General features: G+C 67.1%; 24 protein-coding genes and 1 other RNA gene. 16 read left to right on the forward strand and 9 right to left on the reverse strand.

Going from position 1 to position 17,894, the window contains the following annotated elements:
• From ssrA to JNJ68_RS16530, 13 genes are all read left to right on the forward strand, one after another.
• Positions 1–207: a transfer-messenger RNA gene (gene ssrA, locus JNJ68_RS16470) on the forward strand; the annotation flags it as partial.
• 116 nt (positions 208–323) lie between these two features.
• Entirely contained in the window at positions 324–974 is a 651-nt protein-coding gene (locus JNJ68_RS16475) for a DUF1194 domain-containing protein (protein WP_294983918.1), read from the forward strand.
• Between the two features lie 110 nt (positions 975–1,084).
• Complete coding sequence (locus JNJ68_RS16480) at positions 1,085–1,882, forward strand: sulfurtransferase/chromate resistance protein (protein WP_294983920.1); 798 nt, start codon at positions 1,085–1,087, stop codon at positions 1,880–1,882.
• On the forward strand, positions 1,879–3,129 hold the full coding sequence (gene chrA / locus JNJ68_RS16485) for a chromate efflux transporter (RefSeq protein WP_294983922.1): 1,251 nt from the start codon (positions 1,879–1,881) through the stop codon (positions 3,127–3,129). The genes JNJ68_RS16480 and chrA overlap by 4 nt, the downstream gene beginning before the upstream one ends.
• A gap of 84 nt (positions 3,130–3,213) precedes the next feature.
• A complete protein-coding gene (locus JNJ68_RS16490) occupies positions 3,214–3,672 on the forward strand; it encodes a ClpXP protease specificity-enhancing factor SspB (RefSeq protein ID WP_294983924.1) in 459 nt (152 codons plus the stop codon).
• Positions 3,672–4,223, forward strand: coding sequence for an rRNA adenine N-6-methyltransferase family protein (locus JNJ68_RS16495; protein WP_294983926.1), 552 nt, complete (start codon positions 3,672–3,674; stop codon positions 4,221–4,223). Before JNJ68_RS16490 ends, JNJ68_RS16495 begins: the two co-directional genes overlap by 1 nt.
• 103 nt (positions 4,224–4,326) lie before the next feature.
• Positions 4,327–5,721 carry a class II fumarate hydratase gene (fumC, locus tag JNJ68_RS16500; RefSeq protein ID WP_294983929.1) on the forward strand — a complete coding sequence of 465 codons (1,395 nt, stop codon included), beginning with the start codon at positions 4,327–4,329 and terminating at the stop codon, positions 5,719–5,721.
• Positions 5,721–5,900 carry a DUF4169 family protein gene (locus JNJ68_RS16505; protein ID WP_294983931.1) on the forward strand — a complete coding sequence of 60 codons (180 nt, stop codon included), beginning with the start codon at positions 5,721–5,723 and terminating at the stop codon, positions 5,898–5,900. The genes fumC and JNJ68_RS16505 overlap by 1 nt, the downstream gene beginning before the upstream one ends.
• 47 nt (positions 5,901–5,947) lie before the next feature.
• Entirely contained in the window at positions 5,948–6,178 is a 231-nt protein-coding gene (locus JNJ68_RS16510; RefSeq protein ID WP_294983934.1) for an N-(5'-phosphoribosyl)anthranilate isomerase, read from the forward strand.
• A 102-nt stretch (positions 6,179–6,280) separates the two neighbouring features.
• On the forward strand, positions 6,281–6,511 hold the full coding sequence (locus JNJ68_RS16515) for a ribbon-helix-helix domain-containing protein (RefSeq protein ID WP_294983937.1): 231 nt from the start codon (positions 6,281–6,283) through the stop codon (positions 6,509–6,511).
• A gap of 105 nt (positions 6,512–6,616) precedes the next feature.
• Positions 6,617–7,177, forward strand: a complete 561-nt coding sequence (locus JNJ68_RS16520; protein WP_294983940.1) for a porin family protein — start codon at positions 6,617–6,619, stop codon at positions 7,175–7,177.
• Positions 7,178–7,301: 124 nt separating this feature from the next.
• Positions 7,302–7,403, forward strand: coding sequence for a ribbon-helix-helix domain-containing protein (locus JNJ68_RS16525; protein ID WP_363166037.1), 102 nt, complete (start codon positions 7,302–7,304; stop codon positions 7,401–7,403).
• Positions 7,403–8,440 carry a zinc-dependent alcohol dehydrogenase family protein gene (locus JNJ68_RS16530; protein ID WP_294983944.1) on the forward strand — a complete coding sequence of 346 codons (1,038 nt, stop codon included), beginning with the start codon at positions 7,403–7,405 and terminating at the stop codon, positions 8,438–8,440. The genes JNJ68_RS16525 and JNJ68_RS16530 overlap by 1 nt, the downstream gene beginning before the upstream one ends.
• Here the strand turns inward: JNJ68_RS16530 and JNJ68_RS16535 are convergent.
• The 3 genes from JNJ68_RS16535 to JNJ68_RS16545 all read right to left on the reverse strand — a co-directional run bounded on the left by JNJ68_RS16535 (position 8,437) and on the right by JNJ68_RS16545 (position 10,005).
• Complete coding sequence (locus JNJ68_RS16535) at positions 8,437–9,063, reverse strand: DUF1638 domain-containing protein (protein WP_294983947.1); 627 nt, start codon at positions 9,061–9,063, stop codon at positions 8,437–8,439. The two genes, JNJ68_RS16530 and JNJ68_RS16535, sit on opposite strands and share 4 nt — an antisense overlap.
• Before the next feature lie 9 nt (positions 9,064–9,072).
• The gene (locus tag JNJ68_RS16540) at positions 9,073–9,231 is read right to left on the reverse strand and encodes a hypothetical protein (RefSeq protein WP_294983949.1); all 159 of its coding nucleotides are present in this window, start codon (positions 9,229–9,231) and stop codon (positions 9,073–9,075) included.
• A gap of 75 nt (positions 9,232–9,306) precedes the next feature.
• Positions 9,307–10,005 (reverse strand): B12-binding domain-containing protein, encoded by a 699-nt coding sequence (locus JNJ68_RS16545; RefSeq protein ID WP_294983952.1) that lies wholly within the window; start codon positions 10,003–10,005, stop codon positions 9,307–9,309.
• A 155-nt stretch (positions 10,006–10,160) separates the two neighbouring features.
• Between JNJ68_RS16545 and JNJ68_RS16550 the strand changes: the two genes are divergently transcribed.
• Positions 10,161–11,246, forward strand: a complete 1,086-nt coding sequence (locus tag JNJ68_RS16550) for a PA0069 family radical SAM protein (RefSeq protein ID WP_294983955.1) — start codon at positions 10,161–10,163, stop codon at positions 11,244–11,246.
• Between the two features lie 24 nt (positions 11,247–11,270).
• Here the strand turns inward: JNJ68_RS16550 and JNJ68_RS16555 are convergent, their stop codons facing one another.
• The 3 genes from JNJ68_RS16555 to JNJ68_RS16565 all read right to left on the reverse strand — a co-directional run bounded on the left by JNJ68_RS16555 (position 11,271) and on the right by JNJ68_RS16565 (position 13,150).
• Positions 11,271–11,639: a DUF4260 domain-containing protein gene (locus JNJ68_RS16555; RefSeq protein WP_294983957.1), complete on the reverse strand. Its 369-nt coding sequence runs from the start codon at positions 11,637–11,639 to the stop codon at positions 11,271–11,273.
• Positions 11,639–12,652 carry a betaine--homocysteine S-methyltransferase gene (gene bmt / locus JNJ68_RS16560; RefSeq protein WP_294983960.1) on the reverse strand — a complete coding sequence of 338 codons (1,014 nt, stop codon included), beginning with the start codon at positions 12,650–12,652 and terminating at the stop codon, positions 11,639–11,641. Before bmt ends, JNJ68_RS16555 begins: the two co-directional genes overlap by 1 nt.
• Before the next feature lie 183 nt (positions 12,653–12,835).
• A complete protein-coding gene (locus JNJ68_RS16565) occupies positions 12,836–13,150 on the reverse strand; it encodes a DUF1476 domain-containing protein (protein ID WP_294983963.1) in 315 nt (104 codons plus the stop codon).
• A gap of 179 nt (positions 13,151–13,329) precedes the next feature.
• Between JNJ68_RS16565 and JNJ68_RS16570 the strand changes: the two genes are divergently transcribed.
• Positions 13,330–14,082 (forward strand): phosphoribosylaminoimidazolesuccinocarboxamide synthase, encoded by a 753-nt coding sequence (locus tag JNJ68_RS16570; protein ID WP_294983965.1) that lies wholly within the window; start codon positions 13,330–13,332, stop codon positions 14,080–14,082.
• Positions 14,083–14,146: 64 nt separating this feature from the next.
• Entirely contained in the window at positions 14,147–14,386 is a 240-nt protein-coding gene (purS, locus tag JNJ68_RS16575) for a phosphoribosylformylglycinamidine synthase subunit PurS (protein ID WP_294983968.1), read from the forward strand.
• Between the two features lie 68 nt (positions 14,387–14,454).
• On the opposite strand, the gene JNJ68_RS16580 is transcribed toward purS, so the two are convergent.
• From JNJ68_RS16580 to JNJ68_RS16590, 3 genes are all read right to left on the reverse strand, one after another.
• Positions 14,455–15,798, reverse strand: a complete 1,344-nt coding sequence (locus JNJ68_RS16580) for a cytochrome P450 (RefSeq protein ID WP_294983970.1) — start codon at positions 15,796–15,798, stop codon at positions 14,455–14,457.
• A complete protein-coding gene (locus JNJ68_RS16585) occupies positions 15,795–17,012 on the reverse strand; it encodes a hypothetical protein (RefSeq protein ID WP_294983973.1) in 1,218 nt (405 codons plus the stop codon). The genes JNJ68_RS16580 and JNJ68_RS16585 overlap by 4 nt, the downstream gene beginning before the upstream one ends.
• Positions 17,013–17,076: 64 nt before the next feature.
• Positions 17,077–17,832 carry a cytochrome c biogenesis protein CcdA gene (locus JNJ68_RS16590; protein WP_294983976.1) on the reverse strand — a complete coding sequence of 252 codons (756 nt, stop codon included), beginning with the start codon at positions 17,830–17,832 and terminating at the stop codon, positions 17,077–17,079.
• Positions 17,833–17,894: the final 62 nt, after the last annotated feature.

Raw genomic sequence — 17,894 nt, forward strand, 5'->3', positions numbered from 1 at the left:
GGGCCGAAATAGGATCGACGAACGACCAAAGAGGCCAGCTTTCGCTCGGTGAGGTACCACCGTTATCGGTCCATGATCACAGTTGCCAACGACAACCGTGCTCCGGTGGCGCTGGCCGCGTAAGCGGCTCGCAATACCAAACCTAAGCCCTTTCGGGTAGCACCGTAAGGCGGGGCCCGCCGGAGCCTGGCAACAGAATCCGGCACCTTCCCCGCACTGCTCCTCGTTCGCCTTCGGCTTCTCGTCGCCCCTGCGCAAGCGAGGAGAACCGAAGGGCACGGCGAGCGGCTTGCCAGAGCCTTGGTGACGACCCATCCTGCCCCATGCTCCGCACGGCCCTCCTTCTCTGCCTGGCCGCCCATCCCGCCCTCGCCTGCGAGACGGCGCTGCTCCTGTCCATCGACGTTTCCGGCTCCATCGACGCGGGTGACTACCGGCTCCAGGCCGAAGGCCTCGCCACCGCCCTTGCCGACCCCGAGGTCGCCGAGGCGCTGGTCGCAGGTCAGGTCGCGCTCGCCGTCATCCAGTGGTCGGGGGTCGAGGAGCAGGCCCTTGTCCTGCCCTGGCGACGGATGCTCACCCACGCCGATGTCGCCCGCTTCGCCGCGCGCGCCGCTGCCATCCCCCGCGCCTTCAACGGTTCGGACACCGCCGTCGGCCAGGCGATCCGCTTCGCGACCGCCCAGTTCGCCGCCGTCCCCGACTGCGCGCGCGGCGTGATCGACATCTCCGGCGACGGGCAGGAGAACGCGGGCTTCACCGACGCCAGGGCCCGCTCGGAAGCCATCGAAGCGGGCCTGACAATCAACGCCATCGCCATCGAGGAACCGGGCCCCGCCTTCCCGATCACCAACTATTACCGCAACCGGATCATCACCCCCGGCGGCTTCACCGTCACCGCCCGCGGGCTTCAGGACTATGCCGAGACCCTGCGCCTCAAGCTCCTGCGCGAGCTGACCAAACCCGTCGGCTGACCCTTGACCGGCCCGCGCCCAGGCCCTACCCCTTGGCGCATGGGGTCCGCGCCCGCCCCGTGAGGCTTCGGCCCAAGTGTCGCATCCCTGACCCATGCCAAGGATGCCCCATGCCCCAGTTCGGCCAGATCACCCCCGCACAAGCCTTCCGCCTGATCGGCACCCCCGACGCGCCCGCGATCTTCGATGTCCGCGCCGAGGAGGACGTCGTCGCCCTGCCCCGCACCCTGCCCACCGCCCGCCTGATCCCGCACGACCGGGTCGCCACCCTGACCGACCCGCCGGGCCGCGCCATCCTGGTCTGCGCCGGGGGCCGCAAGCTGTCCGAAGGCGCCGCCGCCTGGCTGCGCACCCTTGGCTGGCAGGCCGAGGTGCTGGAAGGCGGCGCCCTGGCCTGGCAGGCCGCCGGTCTGCCGATGACTCCGCTCTCCCTCCTGCCGCCGCCCGGAGCCCCCTGGGTCACGCGCCACCGGCCGAAGATCGACCGCATCGCCTGCCCCTGGCTCATCCGCCGGTTCATCGATCCGACGGCGCGCTTCCTGTTCGTCGCCCCCGCCGAAGTCCGGGCCGTCGCCGACCGCTTCGCTGCCATTCCCTTCGACATCGAGGGCGTGACCTTCAGCCATCGCAAGGACCGCTGCACCTTCGATGCCCTGCTGGACGATTTCCAGCTTCACACTCAGGCACTGGACCGCATGGCCACCGTGGTCCGGGGGGCAGACACCGACCGGCACGACCTCGTCCCCCAGGCGGCGGGCCTTCTGGCCCTGTCCGTCGGCCTGTCCCGCATGTGTCGCGACGATCTGCAACAGCTCGAGGCCGGGATCGCGCTGTACGATGCGCTCTACCGCTGGGCCCGCGACGGGCATGAAGAAGGCCACGACTGGCCCGCAGGACGCCGCGAATGAGCACGCCCCTTTCCGACCTGACCCGCACCTTCGCCCGCATCGGCTGCCTGTCCTTCGGCGGCCCGGCGGCGCAGATCGCGCTGATGCACAGGATCATCCTGGACGAGAAACGCTGGGTCCCGGAACCCGACTACCTCCGCGCCCTCTCGTTCTGCATGCTCCTGCCGGGACCCGAGGCGATGCAGCTGGCCACCTGGATCGGCTGGCGGCTGCACGGCGTGACAGGAGGCCTGATCGCCGGAGGCCTTTTCGTCCTGCCCGGCGCGCTGGTCGTCCTGGCCCTGTCCCTCATCTACGCAGCCTTCGGCGAGGTCCCCCTCGTCGCGGCCCTGTTCACCGGAGTCCAGGCCGCCGTCATTGCCATCGTGGTCGAGGCGCTGATCCGCGTCTCGCGCCGCGCCCTGAAATCGCGCGAGGCTCATGCCATAGCCACTCTCGCCTTCCTCGGCCTCTTCGCGCTGAAGCTGCCCTTCCCGGTGATCATCCTTGCCGCAGGCCTCTGGGGGTTCTTCCGCGCCCCCGCCGGTGCGCCGGACGCCCCCGCCCCACCCGCCGCCCTGTCCCGATCCCTGAAGGCCGCCGCCGTCTGGCTGGCAGTCTGGCTGGTGCCGCTGGGCGTCCTGATCCTTTCCGCCCCCGCCCGCCTGGCCGAGATCGGCCTCTTCTTCTCGAAGCTCGCCGTCCTTACCTTCGGCGGCGCCTATGCCGTCCTTGCCTGGATGGCACAGGACGTGGTGCAGGCGAAGGGCTGGCTGACCCTGCCGCAGATGATCGACGGACTTGGCCTGGCCGAGACCACCCCCGGCCCGCTGATCCTGGTCACCGAATTCGTCGGCTTCATGGCCGCGCATCAGACTGGAGGCTGGACCTTCGGCCTTGCCGGAGCCGCCATCGCGCTCTGGATGACCTTCGTCCCCTCCTTCCTCTTCGTCTTTGTCGGCGCCCCCTTCATCGAACGCCTCACCCACATGCCCCGCCTTTCCGGCGCGCTGGCCGCGATCACCGCCGCCGTGGTGGGGGTAATCGCCAACCTTTCGCTCTGGTTCGCGCTGCACGTCCTCTTCGCCAGCGTCCCCGAGGTCGCCCTCGGCCCCCTGCACCTGACCTTGCCTGAGCCCGGCAGCCTGCGCCCCGTGCCCCTGCTGATCGCGGCCTTCGCGGCCTGGGGTCTTCTGGTCCGGCATCTGCCGCTTCCGGTTGTTCTGGCGCTTTCCGCACTCGCCTCAGCGGCGGCGGCGGCTCTTTGATCAGGCCGCGACGGCCGGACGCATCCACCCCTTCCCTTGGCCCCCGAATCCCCTATGCTGCACCCCAACCGGAAAGGACGGCTCATGGCGCGCAGCATCGACTATGGCAATCTCATGCACCGCGCGATGCGGGGGTTGATCCAGTCGGTCCTGACCGAAGTTGCCGAACACGGCCTGCCAGGCGCGCATCATTTCTTCATCACCTTCGACACCACCCATCCCGACGTGCAGATCGCCGACTGGCTGAAGGAACGCTATCCGACCGAGATGACCGTCGTCATCCAGCACTGGTTCGAGAACCTGTCGGTCGATGACGAAGGCTTCTCCGTCACCCTGAATTTCGGCAACAACCCCGAGCCGATGGTGATCCCCTTCGACGCGCTGCGCACCTTCGTCGACCCCTCCGTCGAATTCGGCCTGCGCTTCGAGACGCAGGAGCAAGGGGAAGACGAGGACGACGAGGATATCGAGGTCGAGGTCGAAGACGAACCCGCGCGTCAGGACGCCGAGATCGTCTCGCTGGACCAGTTCCGCAAACACTGATGAGCGATCTCGCGCTTTTCCGACGCCGGCTGCTGAAGAACCCGCGGCAGGTTTCGGCGATTGCCCCCTCCTCCCGCACTTTGGCCCGCGCCATGACCCTGGGTCTCGGCCCGAAAAGCGGGCGGGTGGTGGAATTCGGCCCCGGCACCGGGCGCTTCACCGAGGCGATCCTGGCCCGCGGCGTCCCGCCCGAGAACCTGACGCTCTTCGAACTGGACGAGGAATTCGTCGCCTGGCTGCGGCAGAAATTCCCCGGCGTGACGGTCCACCAGCTCCCCGCGCAAGAGGCCGCACGGCTGGTCCCGCCCGATGTCGGCACGGTGATCTCCGGCCTGCCGCTGCTGTCCATGCCGCCCGAGGTCCGTGAGGGCATCGTCGGCGCCGCTTTCGCGATCCTCGCCCCCCGCGGGCGCTATGTGCAGTTCACCTACGGTCCCCGCGCGCCGCTGCCGCCGGAAACCATCGCCGCGCTTGGCCTTTCGGTGAACAAGGGGCACAAGGTCTGGGCCAACCTGCCCCCCGCCACCGTCTATCGCTTCCGCCGGGCCTGAAGCCTGCGACATTTGCGGCCCCTCCACGGTATACCAATGTATGCCAATTGATTTCACCCGCCCGGGGCGCTATTGGGGGCGCGACAGCAGGCAGGAGGCCCCGATGACCGCGACCCGTACCGAGACCGACAGCTTCGGCCCGCTGGAGGTTCCCTCCGACAAGTACTGGGGCGCGCAGACGCAGCGGTCGATCATCAATTTCCCCATCGGCTGGGAACGCCAGCCGGTGCCGATCATTCGCGCGCTCGGCGTGATCAAGAAAGCCTGCGCGCTGGTCAACATGGCGCAGGGCGACATCTCGGCGGAGCTGGGCAATGCCATCGTGGCCGCGGCGGACGAGGTGATCGCGGGCCGCTTCGACGACAACTTCCCGCTGGTCGTCTGGCAGACCGGATCGGGCACCCAGTCGAACATGAACGCGAACGAGGTGATCAGCAATCGCGCCATCGAGATGCTGGGCGGCGTGAAGGGCTCGAAAAAGCCGGTCCATCCGAACGACCATGTGAACATGGGCCAGTCCTCGAACGACACTTTCCCCACGGCGATGCATGTGGCCATCGGCATGCACACCCGCGACCTTCTGATCCCGGGGCTGGAGAAGCTGTCGAAGGCGCTGTGGGCAAAGTCGGTCGAGTTCAAGGACATCATCAAGATCGGCCGCACCCATACTCAGGACGCGACGCCGCTGACCCTGGGTCAGGAATTCTCCGGCTATGCGACCCAGGTCGACAAGGGGATCGCGCGGGTGAAGATGTGCCTGCCCGACATCTATGAACTCGCGCAGGGCGGCACTGCCGTCGGCACCGGGCTCAACACCAGGGTCGGCTTCGACAAACGTGTGGCGGCAGAGATCGCCAAGATCACCGGCCTGCCCTTCGTCACCGCCCCGAACAAGTTCGAGGCGCTGGCCGCGCATGACGCGATGGTGATGTTCTCGGGCGCCTTGAAGACGGTCGCCGCCGCGCTCTTCAAGATCGCCAACGACCTGCGGCTCCTCGGCTCCGGCCCCCGCTCGGGCCTTGGGGAACTGATCCTGCCGGAGAACGAGCCGGGATCCAGTATCATGCCGGGCAAGGTGAACCCGACCCAGGCCGAGGCGCTGACCATGGTCTGCGCGCAGGTGATGGGCAATGACGCCGCGGTGGGGATCGCGGGCTCGCAGGGGCATTTCGAGCTGAACGTCTACAACCCGATGATGAGCTACAACGTCTTGCAGTCGATCCAGCTTCTGGGCGATGCGGCGGGTTCTTTCACCGACAACATGGTGGTGGGCACGCAGGCCAACGTGGCGCGGATCGACAAGCTGATGAAGGAAAGCCTGATGCTGGTGACGGCGCTGGCGCCGACCATCGGCTACGACAACGCGACCAAGGTGGCCAAGACCGCACACAAGAACGGCACCACGCTGCGGGAAGAAGCGATTGCGCTTGGCTTCGTCGATGGCGAGACCTTCGACCGCATCGTGCGGCCCGAGGACATGGTCGGCCCGAAAGGCTGATGGGCGGGGTCGTCAACCTGGCGCGCGCGAAGAAGCAGGCGGCCCGCAAGGCCGCCCGCTCGACTTCCGATGCCAATGCCGCGAAGCATGGGCGGACCAAGGCGGAGCGGGATCTGGAGAAGGCGCGGGCCAAGAAAGCGGCGCGGGAGCTGGACGGGCACCGGCGCGAAACGGAGTAACGCGCCGTTAACCTCGCTGCTGCAGGGTTGCGGCAGGAGGCGCGCCGATGTCAGCCATGCCGGAATTCCTGTCGTCCGATCAGTGGATCTCCCACCTGTTCTCGTCACAGGCGGCGCGGGAAGGCGGTGTCATCCGCCGAAAAGTACGCGACGTGGAACGCTATGTCGGTCGGGAGACTTTTCTTCAAGAGATGAAAAGACGCGGTTTTCCAGTCGTGGAGAACGCCGGTCAATTCGTCATTTTCGGCAATCAGGAATCGATCCGTCAAGTCGCGTGAAACGATTTCTTCAAAGAAATCGTGACGGACCCTTTGAAGGGTCCGGACCGGAGTTTTCGAAAACTCCGGTGACAACGCCAACCGTTGCGCTACGCTCCCGCCATGACCACCCGCCCCGCCAAGCATTCCCTCACCCTGCACGGCCACCGCACCAGCGTCTCGCTGGAACCCGAGTTCTGGGACGCCTTCCGCGCCATCGCCGCCGAGCAGGGCATCGCCCTCAACCAACTCGCCGCCGACATCGACGATGCGCGGACCGGGGACGAGGGCCTGGCCTCGGCGATACGGGTTTTCGTGCTGCGGCATCTGACGGCTCAGCGGCGGCAAGCGTGACAAAAGCGGCACATCCCGCATTGAAGCGGCCCGCCGGCCCCTGAGAGGACTTTGCCAAAACCGCCTCGGAGCGCACGGTGCAATTGCAACCGTGGAGCTTCTGCCATGAAAACCATGCGCGCCTCCTTCACTTTCCTGCTCTTGGCCGGACATCCCGTCCTCGCGCAGGACGCCTCGGCCTGGGACGGGACATATGTCGGCTTGCTCGGTTCGGACAATTCGGGCGACATGCTGTACAACGACGGCGGCGCCTTCGATCTGGACGGGACCACGGTCGGCCTCATCGCGGGTTACAATACCAGCAACGGACCCTGGGTCTTCGGCGGCGAGTTGAGTTATTCGAAGGGGGATGTCGAAGAGGTTGGCAACCCGAACTTCCTCTTCACCTCGTTTTTCGATCTCAAGGGACGCGCGGGCTATGCGTTCGGCAGTGCGCTGGTCTACGGCACCCTGGGTGTGACGGCTTCGCGATGGACCGAGTTCGACGAATCCTTCAGCGGCAACGGCATTCTCTACGGTATCGGCGTCGACTATCTGGTCTCGCCCCGGGTCTTTCTCGGCGGGGAATACATCCTGCGCGACATCGAAAGCGACTGGAACGTGGATGGCGACACGCTGGATGCCGATCTTGGCAGCCTGTCCCTGCGCGTCGGCCTGAAGTTCTGATCACGCCCTCTCGGTCGCCCTGCCCAGCGCCACGGCCGATCGCGATAGCCTGTGAGCCACCGTTCATGGCCAGCCCCAGGCCTGGTGACGCAGTTCCGTTCCTTTTCGTCTCGCGCAGACCCGCATCAACGACCTTGCCGCTGAAATCGACGCCACGCGTCGCGGACAGGAAGGCCTCGCCTCGGCGATCCGGGCCTTCTGCCTGAACCACTACCGGAGAGCCTGATGCGCGCCGCCGTCCTTCGTGCCTACCGCCAGCCCCTGTCGCTGGAATCCGTCGCCGACCCGCTCTGCGAAGCGGACGGCGTCATCCTGAAGACCCTCGCCTGCGGCATCTGCCGCAGCGACTGGCACGGCTGGGTCGGCGAGCACCCGAAAGTGAAGCCCGGCGACATTCCCGGCCACGAATACTGCGGCGAGGTGGTCGAGGCCGGGCCGCTCGCAAAATGGAAACCCGGCGACCGGGTCATTGCTCCCTTCATCCTGGCCTGCGGCGACTGCCCGGAGTGCCGGTCGGGCCAGACCACCACCTGCCGCGCCCAGCGCGTGCCAGGCTTCGGCGACCGTGGCGCCTATGCCGAATATGTCTCGGTCCCGCACGCCCACAACCTGACCCGCCTGCCCGAAAGCCTGTCGCCTGCCCTCGCCGCAGGCCTCGGCTGCCGCGTCACCACCGCCTATCACGCGCTGACCGGCCGGGCGGCGCTGCAAGCGGGGGAATGGCTGGCCGTCCACGGCACCGGCGGGATCGGCCTCTCCTGCCTCCTCATCGGCAAGGCCCTCGGCGCCCGGGTCATCGTGATCGACCTGGTGCCCGAGAAACTCTCCCACGCCCTGACCCTCGGCGCCGAAGCCGCCCTTGATGCCCGCGAGGGCGACGTGGCCGCCAGGATCGTCGACCTCACCCAGGGCGGCGCCCATGTCAGCGTCGAGGCGCTGGGGATTGAAGCCACGGCGAATGCTTCGCTGCGCTGCCTGCGCCCGCTCGGCCGCCATGTCCAGGTCGGCCTCCCCACCGGCCATACCGCGCAGATGCAGATCGACATGAACACGCTCTACATGCGGCAGCTCTCGGTCTTCGGCACAAGGGGAATGCCCGCCTGGCGCTACCCGACGCTCCTGTCGCTGATCGAGACCGGCCGGATCAACGTCAGCCCGATCGTCGCCCGCACCGTCCCGCTCAGCCGGGCGACGGAAGAGCTGAGAGCCTTCGACGGCCCCACGGCCCCCGGCGTCGCGGTGATCACCGATTTCGCCGCCTAACCCGCGACCCGCCCCAGCGTCACCGCCAGATCGCCATAGCCGGTCAGCCGCCGCTCGTAGGCCAGCCCCAAGCGCCGCGCGCAGTCCTGCGCCTTCAAGTCCAGCGCGGGATCGTCCAGCTGCGCCTGGTAGACGAGCTTGGTGTAATTGCCGAAATACAAGTCGCGCAGGTCCGGGTGGCGCTCAAGACCCAGGGGCCGCCAGATGAAGGCATCGAACTGGCGGACCGAGAAGTCGGTCAGATAGAAGGCCGTCATCTCGTCCAGCGCCGCAAAGGCATCGTTGCCCTCGAAGAAGCTGTAGCAATGCGGCCCGGCGATCATCTCGACGCCCAGCCGGTCACAGGCCGCCTGCAACTGCCCGCCGGTGCCGCAATCGGCATAGACCACGAAGATGCCGTCATAGGCACCGCGCCGTTCCGCCACCAGCTTCTCTACCGCAGGGACGATCCGGTCGGGATAGTGGTGCCAGTTGGCAGGCAGGCATTGCAGATCGAGATGCTCCCAGCCATTCGTCTGCTTCAACGCCAGCACCTCACGCGCCAGCGCGCCGCAGGCGATCAGCAGAATCCGGCCCGCACGGGCAGGCGGAAGCCCGGTTTCGGAAAGGGTGACGTCATCCATGGCCAGGCCTTACCGGCTGACACGGGTCCAGGTCAGGATCACGCTCGCCGAAAGCGCCGCGAAGGCCAGGGCCGCGAAGGGAACCCCGGTCCAGATCGCCAGCCAGATCGTCAGTCCGGCCGCCACGATCACCAGGGCGATCAATCCAAGGAAATGAGTCAAGGGCATGTCGCGTCTCCCTGACCCTCAATCTGCGCTTCGGGGGCGGCTCATGCAAGCCCCCCCGAATCACTTGGGCGTGCGTCAGCCGTTCAGCTGGTTGTGCTTGCGGGCGACGAACTGCTTCGCCGTCTCCACCGCCACCGCGGCATCGCGGCAATAGGCGTCGGCGCCGATGGCCTTGCCGAACTCCTCGTTCAACGGCGCCCCGCCGACCAGCACGATATACTCCTCGCGCAGGCCCTTTTCCTTCATCGTGTCGATCACGACCTTCATGTAGGGCATCGTCGTGGTCAGCAGCGCCGACATGCCCAGGATGTCGGGCTGTTCCTTTTCCAGCGCGTCCAGGTACTTCTCGACCGCGTTGTTGATGCCAAGGTCCACGACCTCGAAGCCCGCGCCTTCCATCATCATCGCGACAAGGTTCTTGCCGATGTCGTGGATGTCGCCCTTGACCGTGCCGATCACCATCTTGCCCATGCGCGGCGCGCCGGTTTCGGCCAGCAAGGGCTTCAGGATCGCCATCCCCGCCTTCATCGCGTTGGCGGCCAGCAGCACTTCCGGCACGAAGAGGATGCCGTCGCGAAAGTCGGCGCCGACAATGGTCATGCCCGCCACCAGGGCCTTGGTCAGCACGTCATAGGGCGCCCAGCCGCGTCCGATCAGGATGTTGACGCCCTCTTCGATCTCTTCCTTGAGACCGTCGTACAGGTCGTCGTGCATTTGAAGCACAAGCTCGTCATCCGACAGCTCGGACAGGATGATATCGTCTTCGTCGGCCATGGCTGCGCTCCACGCGTTTGGTTTGACATGGTGATGATCCGAAACCGACGCGGTCACTATGCGACAAGCGACATACACCGGATGAAAGCCGACAGGAAGCCGTCGCCGGATGGAAAGTGGTGGCAAATGTTCCTAGTTTGTTCTAGTCTTTCGCGATGACCAGAAAAACAGGCATCCTGCCCGGCCAGCGCATCCGTGCGCGGGGGGCCGAGAGCAATCCCGCGGGCCGGTTCGAGGCGACGGGCCGCGAGGCTTTCGACGACGGCTGGAACATGGCCGAAGACGACCACCTGGTCGCGACCGACGTCCGACTGGAGCGTCCCCGCTCCGCCCTGACCTACAACCGTTCGCCCGACCTGCCCTTCGACCGCTCGATCAACCCCTATCGCGGCTGCGAGCATGGCTGCATCTACTGTTATGCCCGCCCGACCCATGCCTGGCTGAACCTCTCCCCCGGGCTCGATTTCGAAACCCGGCTCATCGCCCGCCCCGGGATCGCCGCCGTGCTCGACGCAGAACTGCGCCGCCCCGCCTACAAGGTTGCACCGGTCGCCATTGGCACCAACACCGACCCCTACCAGCCCATCGAGCGCGATCACGGAATCATGCGGCAGATCCTTGAGGTGCTGCGGGCCTTCCGCCACCCGGTCTGGATCACCACCCGCGGCACCACGATCGAACGCGACATCGACCTGATCGCCGCCATGGCCGCGGAAGGTCTGGCCTCGGCGTCGATCTCGGTCACGACACTGGACGAGACCCTCGCCCGCAAGATGGAACCCCGCGCGCCAGCCCCGAAGCGGCGGTTGCAGATGATCCGGCGGCTGGCCGAAGCGGGCGTGCCGGTGCGCATCCAGGTCTCGCCGCTGATCCCGGCGCTGACCGACCACGAGCTTGAGGCGGTTATGGAAGCGGGCCGCGACGCCGGGGCGCGGGCCGCGAACACCATACCGCTGCGCCTGCCGCTGGAGGTCGCGCCGCTGTTCCGCGACTGGCTCCAGGGCACCTTCCCCGACCGCGCCGCCCGCGTCATGGGCCGCGTGCGCGAGCTGCATGGCGGTCGCGACTATGACCCGGACTGGGGCAAGCGGATGCGCGGCCAGGGTCTCTGGGCCGAGCTGATCCACCGCCGCGCCACCCTCGCCCGCAAGCGGCTGGGGTTGGGGGAAGGGTTGCCCGCTCTGCGGACAGACCTTTTCCAGCCTCCGCCGCAAGCCGGGGACCAGTTATCGCTGTTCTGACCGGCGCAGGCCTGCTGGCGGCGCTCAGCCGCGACCGATGCGGCCCAGATGGGTGTCCCGGAACCCCGAGTCCAGCTTCAGCCCATAGCCCAGCATCCGGTCGAATCCGGCATGGGCAAGCCAGAGAAAGCCAAGGTCCTGAACATAGAACAGATTGGTGAGCACACCGATCGCAAGAACCATGACGCCGAAGCCGTAGACATGGACCGCATTATATGCCAGCGCCCCGGCCCGCGGACCCGCGAGGTAGGCAAGGATAGAAAGATCGGGGGCGAAAAAGGCCGGAACCAGCAGCCAGCCCAGAAAAGGGTCCCAGGACCTCGCCAAAAGAACCAGTACCCCCGCAAAGACCAGTGCCCCCTCGATACGCTGCCAGCCCCGGGCCAACGCCATCAGCCCCTTCGCCCGCGCCGTTCCCGCCGACCCGCGCCCGCGTCGTCCCCCGTCCCGTCCGAGGCCGAGGAGAACCCGCCAAGCTTGGCCTGGATCGTCTCCAGCGAGGGCCGGTTGCCCTTAGGCCGGCTTTCCAGCGCCACCCGCATCGCCCGCAGGTGTTCCGGCATCGTGCCGCAGCAGCCGCCGATGATCCTGACGCCCGCATCCCGCGCCATCACCGCATATTCCGCCATCAGTTCCGGCGTGCCGTCGTAGTGGATATGCCCGTCGTGATATTTCGGGATGCCCGCATTGCCCTTGGCGATGATCGGGCGTTCCGTCCCCGTCGCCGCAAAGCCCAGCACCGTGCGCATCAGGTCCGACGCCCCCACCCCGCAATTCGCGCCAAAGGCGATGGGCGGGTTGACCAGCCGCTCCACCATCTCCGCCATCGACGAGGAGGTCATCCCCATCATCGTCCGCCCCGCCGTGTCGAAACTCATCGTGCCGCACCAGGGCATGTCGGCCCGCAGCGCGGCATCCGCCGCCGCGCGGTATTCCTCGGGGGCCGAGATCGTCTCGACCCAAAGGACATCCGCGCCGCCCTCTTTCAAAGCCTCGGCCTGCTCATGGAACATCTCCACCGCCAGCGCATGCGTCAGCGTGCCCATCGGCTCGAAGATCTCGCCCGTCGGCCCCATCGAACCCGCGACGATCACCGGACGCCCCGCCTTGTCGGCGATCTCGCGCCCCAGCGCCGCGCCGACCCGGTTCAGCTCGGCCACCCGGCCTTGCGCATTGTGCAGCTTCAGCCGCGCCGCATTGCCGCCGAAGGTATTGGTCAGGAACAGGTCCGACCCCGCCGCCACCGCATCGCCATAGAGCTTGCGGATATTTGCGGGCTTCTCGATGTTCCAGAATTCCGGCGGTTCCCCCGACGAGAGCCCCATGTTGAAAAGATTGGTCCCCGTCGCCCCATCGGCCATCAGCCAATCGCGCGCGTCAAGCATACGGGTCAGTGCATCGGTCATCGTAGGGTTCCTTCGGGCGGCCTCACCCCATTCCTCTGCCATGGGTTGCGGTCATAGGCAATTTCATATTCCTCATGCTGTCCCGGCATCCGGCTCATGTTCGCCGACACCAAGCCGCGACCCTTCAGCGCAAAGAAAAAGGCGCGGCCCCGCGGGACGCGCCTCGCAAGACCCTGCGGTCCGTCAGAGTTCCGAAAGAAGCTGCGCCTTGGCGACCGGCAGCAGTTCCGCCATCTTCGCCCGGACCTCCTCGGCGCTCGCCTTGCCCGCCAGATCGGCCACCACCTTGCGCACCACGTCCTCGTCGCCCGCTTCCTCGAAATCGGCGCTCACGACCTCCAGCGCATAGGCGGCCGCTGCATCGTCTGCCTTGCCCATCAAGCCGGCAGCCCAGAGCCCCAGCAGCTTGTTGCGCCGCGCCTCGGCCCGGAACTGCATCTCGCTGTCATGCGCGAACTTGGCCTCGAAGGCATTCTCGCGGTCGTCGAACGTGGTCATGGGCTCCCCCGGACATGCTGGCGTTTCATTCCATATGCCCCGCGCGCCCCATCACCGCAAGCCCCCTTGGCCGCGCGCGGGCCGCTCGCGCCTTGCGGGTATGGCCCCCTTGGACTATAGGCCAAGGAAAGCGGTTTGAAGGCACAAGCCCTGTCGCCGCCCCCCTGATCGAGTGAACCATGGCACGGCGCAAGAAGGTCTACGAAGGCAAGGCCAAGATCCTGTACGAAGGACCCGAGCCCGGCACGCTGATCCAGTATTTCAAGGACGACAACGCCCCCACCGTCGCCGCCCCCGCGATGCGCGAAGGCAAGGGCGTGCTGAACAACCGTCTGTCGGAATTCTTCATGGCAGGCCTCAACCAGATCGGCGTGCCCACCCATTTCATCCGCCGCATCAACATGCGCGAGCAGCTGGTCCGGATGGCCGAGATCATTCCGCTGGAAGTCGTCGTGCGCAACTTCGCCGCAGGTCCCCTGTCGCAGCGCCTCGGCATCCCCGAAGGCACGCAGCTCCCACGCCCGATCGTCGAATACTACTTCAAGGACGACAAGCTCCAGTCCCCGCTGGTGGCCGAGGAGCATATCGTCGCCTTCAACTGGGCCAGCCAGCAGGACCTCGACGACATCGTGGCCCTGTCTTTGCGGGTCAACGACTTCCTCTCCGGCGTGATGATGGGCGTGGGCATCCGCCTGGCCGACTTCCGCATCGAGGTCGGCCGGATCTGGGAGGGCGACTTCATGCGCCTGATCGTCGCGGACGAGATCAGCGCCGACAGCTGCCGCCTCTGGGACATGCGCCAGCCGGAACGGCCCGACGGCACCGTCCCTGACCCGCAGCCGTTGGCCGACGTCTACACCGAACTCGCCCGCCGCCTTGGCGTGCTGCCGTCGAACGTCACCCACACGACGAAGCCCACGCTGATCAACTAGGGCCCCTTGCCCCCCGTCCGGCCCTTCGCTAAGGACCGGGCAACCCGCGAACCCGGAGGCCCCGATGAAAGCTCGCGTCACCGTCATGCTGAAGACCGGCGTCCTCGATCCCCAGGGCGAGGCGGTGCGCCACGCGCTCGGCTCGCTCGGGTTCCAGGGCGTCAGCGGCGTGCGGCAAGGCAAGGTGATCGAGCTGGACCTGGCCGAGACCGACCGCACGAAGGCCGAGGCCGACGTCAAGGCGATGTGCGAGAAGCTTCTCGCGAACACCGTCATCGAAAGCTACCGGGTCGAACTGGCCTGACGTCAAAGGCGCGCAAAGTCACGCACCATCCTACGCCAGACGCTCCGTAGGATGGGCAATCTGCCGATCTACCGTCGCACTGCCCGCAACCAGATCCCGTCCTTCGCCCGCACCGTCAGCTGCGCCACCGGCACCGGGACGCGCCCCTCCACCGCCTGAAACCGGAACGCCCGCACCAGATGCGCCAGCATCAGCGTGCCCTCCAGCATGGCGAACCCTGCCCCCGGACAGACCCTTGGCCCCCGCGAGAACGGCAGATAGCCCTCCCGCGCAGTCTCCCTCCCCTCACCCACCCAGCGGTCGGGATCGAACGCATCGGGCCGATCCCACAGCCTTTCATGCCGGTGAAGGTGCCACGGGCTGATCACCACCTGCGCCCCCCGCTTTACCTTCCGCCCCCGAAACTCCTCCGCCCGCACAGTCTCACGCACCAGCATCGGCACCGGCGGATAAAGCCGCAGCGCCTCGCGGAACACGTCGCGGGTAAAGCGCAGCGCCCCCACCACCCCGAACTCCGGTCGAAGCGCCCCGGCCTCCGCCGCCACCCGCTCCTGAACCTCCGGATGCGTCGCCAGCAGATACAAAGCCCAGCCCAAGGCAGAGGCGCTGGTCTCGTGCCCGGCAAGGAAGAAGATCGCCACCTGGTCGACCATCTCCGCCGTGCCGAAAGCCTCCCCCGTCACCGGGTCCGGCGTGGTCATGATCTTCGTCGCAAGATCCATGGGCGCCCGCCCTTCGGCAATCGCCTCCGCCCGCTCTGCCGTCAGCCCCTCGATCAGCCCCCGGATCGCCTTTGCCGAGCGCAAGGTCGTCCGCCGATGCAGCCGCGGCACCCAGCGTGGCAGCGGCAGGAAGGCGCCCAGGTTCAGGATCGGCGCCGAGCGCTGATAGGCCCGGAACTCATGGAACACCGCCTGCGCCACCTGGTCCTCGATCGGGATGGAAAACAGCGTCCGGAAGATCACATCCGCCGCCGCATGGCTGGCCGCAAGCTCCGCCTCCACCTCGCCCGGCTCCATCCGCGCCACCGCCGCCTCAGAGGCCGCCCAGATCGCCGGAAACGCCTCCTTCACACGCCCGCCCTCGAAGGCCGGGTCGATGATCCGCCGCTGGTGCAGCCAGTCCTCGCCGTTCGTCACGAAGACCGACCGACCGAGCAGGGGCCGCAGCCCCTCCGTCACCCGGTCCGACTTCGGGAAATCGGCGGACCGCTCATCCAGCACCCGCCGCACCAGGGCCGGGTCATTGCAGAGGTAGCTCTCGAAGAAGGGCGTGCGGAACTCCGCCATCCAGGCCCGATACAGCCGCGCCGGTTGCGCCGACAATATATCGCGCCGGAAGGCCCGCAGATGGCCCCAGAGCGAGACCTTGTCCGCCCGCGGTTCCGGCTTCGGGGGCAGCACCGGGCTCATGCCACATCCTGGAACGGCGAGAGCGGGGTGGTGATCCGGCTGGCCGAAGGCTTCCGCCCCCGGAACCGCTCCGCCAGCGTCAGCGGCCCGGCGGTGATACGGAAGTAATCATAGTCGCCGGGACGGTCGAAGGCGCAGAGATACTGGAAATGCAGCCGAAAATAGCGCCGCTTCAGCGTCTGCCATTTCTCCGGGCTCAAGGTCTGGGTGAAGGCCGCAGAAAGGATCAGCGGCCAGCGCTGCCCCTCCGGCGCGACCCCGCTGACCGCCACCGGATCGCAGAGCGCGAAGCTGCACCCATCCCCCGGAGCCGTCACATCGACCCAGGTCAACTCCTCCCGTGTCGACAGATAGGCCAGATCCCCCCGCAACCGCGCCGCTCCCGGCAGGTAGGACACCATCGGCACGGCCTGCCCCAGGCTCAGGAACCCCAGCGCCGGGCAGCCCGGCACCCCCTCGCGGATCAGGTCGGCCAGCAGCGAGACCCCCAGATGCACGCCCGAGGAATGGCCGACGACCAGCACCTCGTCGACGCCCGACCCCAGCGCCGCCCGCACCCGCCCCCGGAACACTGCAAGCCGGTCCTCCAGCACCGCGGGATAGGCCCCCCCTTCGACCGTGGTAAAGGCGTAGTCGTGCATCAGGTAGTAGACGAACAGCCGGTGGTCGAGGCGCCGGAACCCCTCCAGCACCGCCCATCCGGCAAGAAGCGTCATCAGCCAGCCCAGTCCCCAGGGCAAGGCCCGCGCCAACCAGAGGACCAGCCCCCCCGCCGCCAGCGCAACAATCGCCTGAACGACCAGCAGCACCGCCGGATACAGTGCCGCGATCATCGGCCCCTTGCGCAGCCGGATCAGCCGAAACAGCGCGCCGGAGGACAGATAAAGCCAGGCCGTCCGCGCCAGTTGGCCATAGGTTCCAAGGATGCCGCGATCCATCGACCCTTTCACCAGGTCCGACCAGACCAGCACCTCGACCTCTGTCTCCACCGCCCGCCCGTCCATCCCGGCAACGACGGTCCAGCCATAGGTTTCCCCTGTGCGGGGCCGGATCGCCAACTGATAGCCCGAGATCGCCGCCTGTGCCGCACCTTCCGTGCGGTACAATTCGCGGTAGCGGCGCGGCGGGAACGGGTCATAGCCCGGAATGTACAGCACATGACGCCGAAAGGCGCCCGCCACACTATCCGTCTCGCTGTCTGAAACCACGCTCATCCCGCCAGTCTGACCGGCTTAGCTTAACCGCTGGTTGGCAGGAGGGAAGCCTTCGTCCACCCGATCAGCCCGGCAAGGGCACGCCGAGGAACTCGTAGGTCTCCAGCATCCAGTAGCTGAAATCGGTGAAGGCGCCAGTGACCAGCGCCAGACCGACAAGGATCAGCAGGCTGCCCATCAACCGCTCGATCAGCTTCATGTAGCGCTTGAGCTTTGCCATCAAGTGCATTGCATTATCGATGAAAATTGCCGCCAGAAGGAACGGCAGGCCCAGCCCCAGCGCATAGACCCCCAAGAGCAGCGTTCCCCGCTCCATGCTGCCTTCCTGCGCGGCCAGCGACAGGATCGCGCCCAGTTGCGGACCAATGCACGGGGTCCAGCCGAAGGCGAAGGCGAGGCCCAGCAGATAGGCCCCGAAGGCCGACCCGCCCCGGTCGCCCGCATCGACCCGCATCTCGCGGTGCAGGATCGGGATCGTGAAGATGCCCAGGAAATGCAGGCCGAAGATGATGATGACGACGCCCGAGATGCGCGCCAGCAGGACCTGGTTCTCCAGCACGAAGCTCCCGAAGGCCGATGCGGTGAAGCCGAGCAGCAGGAAGATCGTCGACAGGCCCAGGACGAAGAACAACGCGGGCAGGATCACCCGGTGCTTCTGCGAGCCGTCCTTCATCTCGCCCACCGAAATCCCCCCCATATAGGCGAGGTAGGGCGGCACGATGGGCAGGACGCAGGGGCTGAGGAAAGACAGAACCCCCGCCACCAGCGCGACCAGCATCGCGGGCATCAGGGCGGCGTCTATGATCTCGATTCCGAACATGCTCGCCCCCCTTAGCCGCTTTCTTCCGCCCCGTCACGGGGACAGCACGTCACATGCGCGTG

This window comes from Tabrizicola sp. (genome assembly GCF_016793705.1).
GTDB lineage: Bacteria > Pseudomonadota > Alphaproteobacteria > Rhodobacterales > Rhodobacteraceae > Tabrizicola.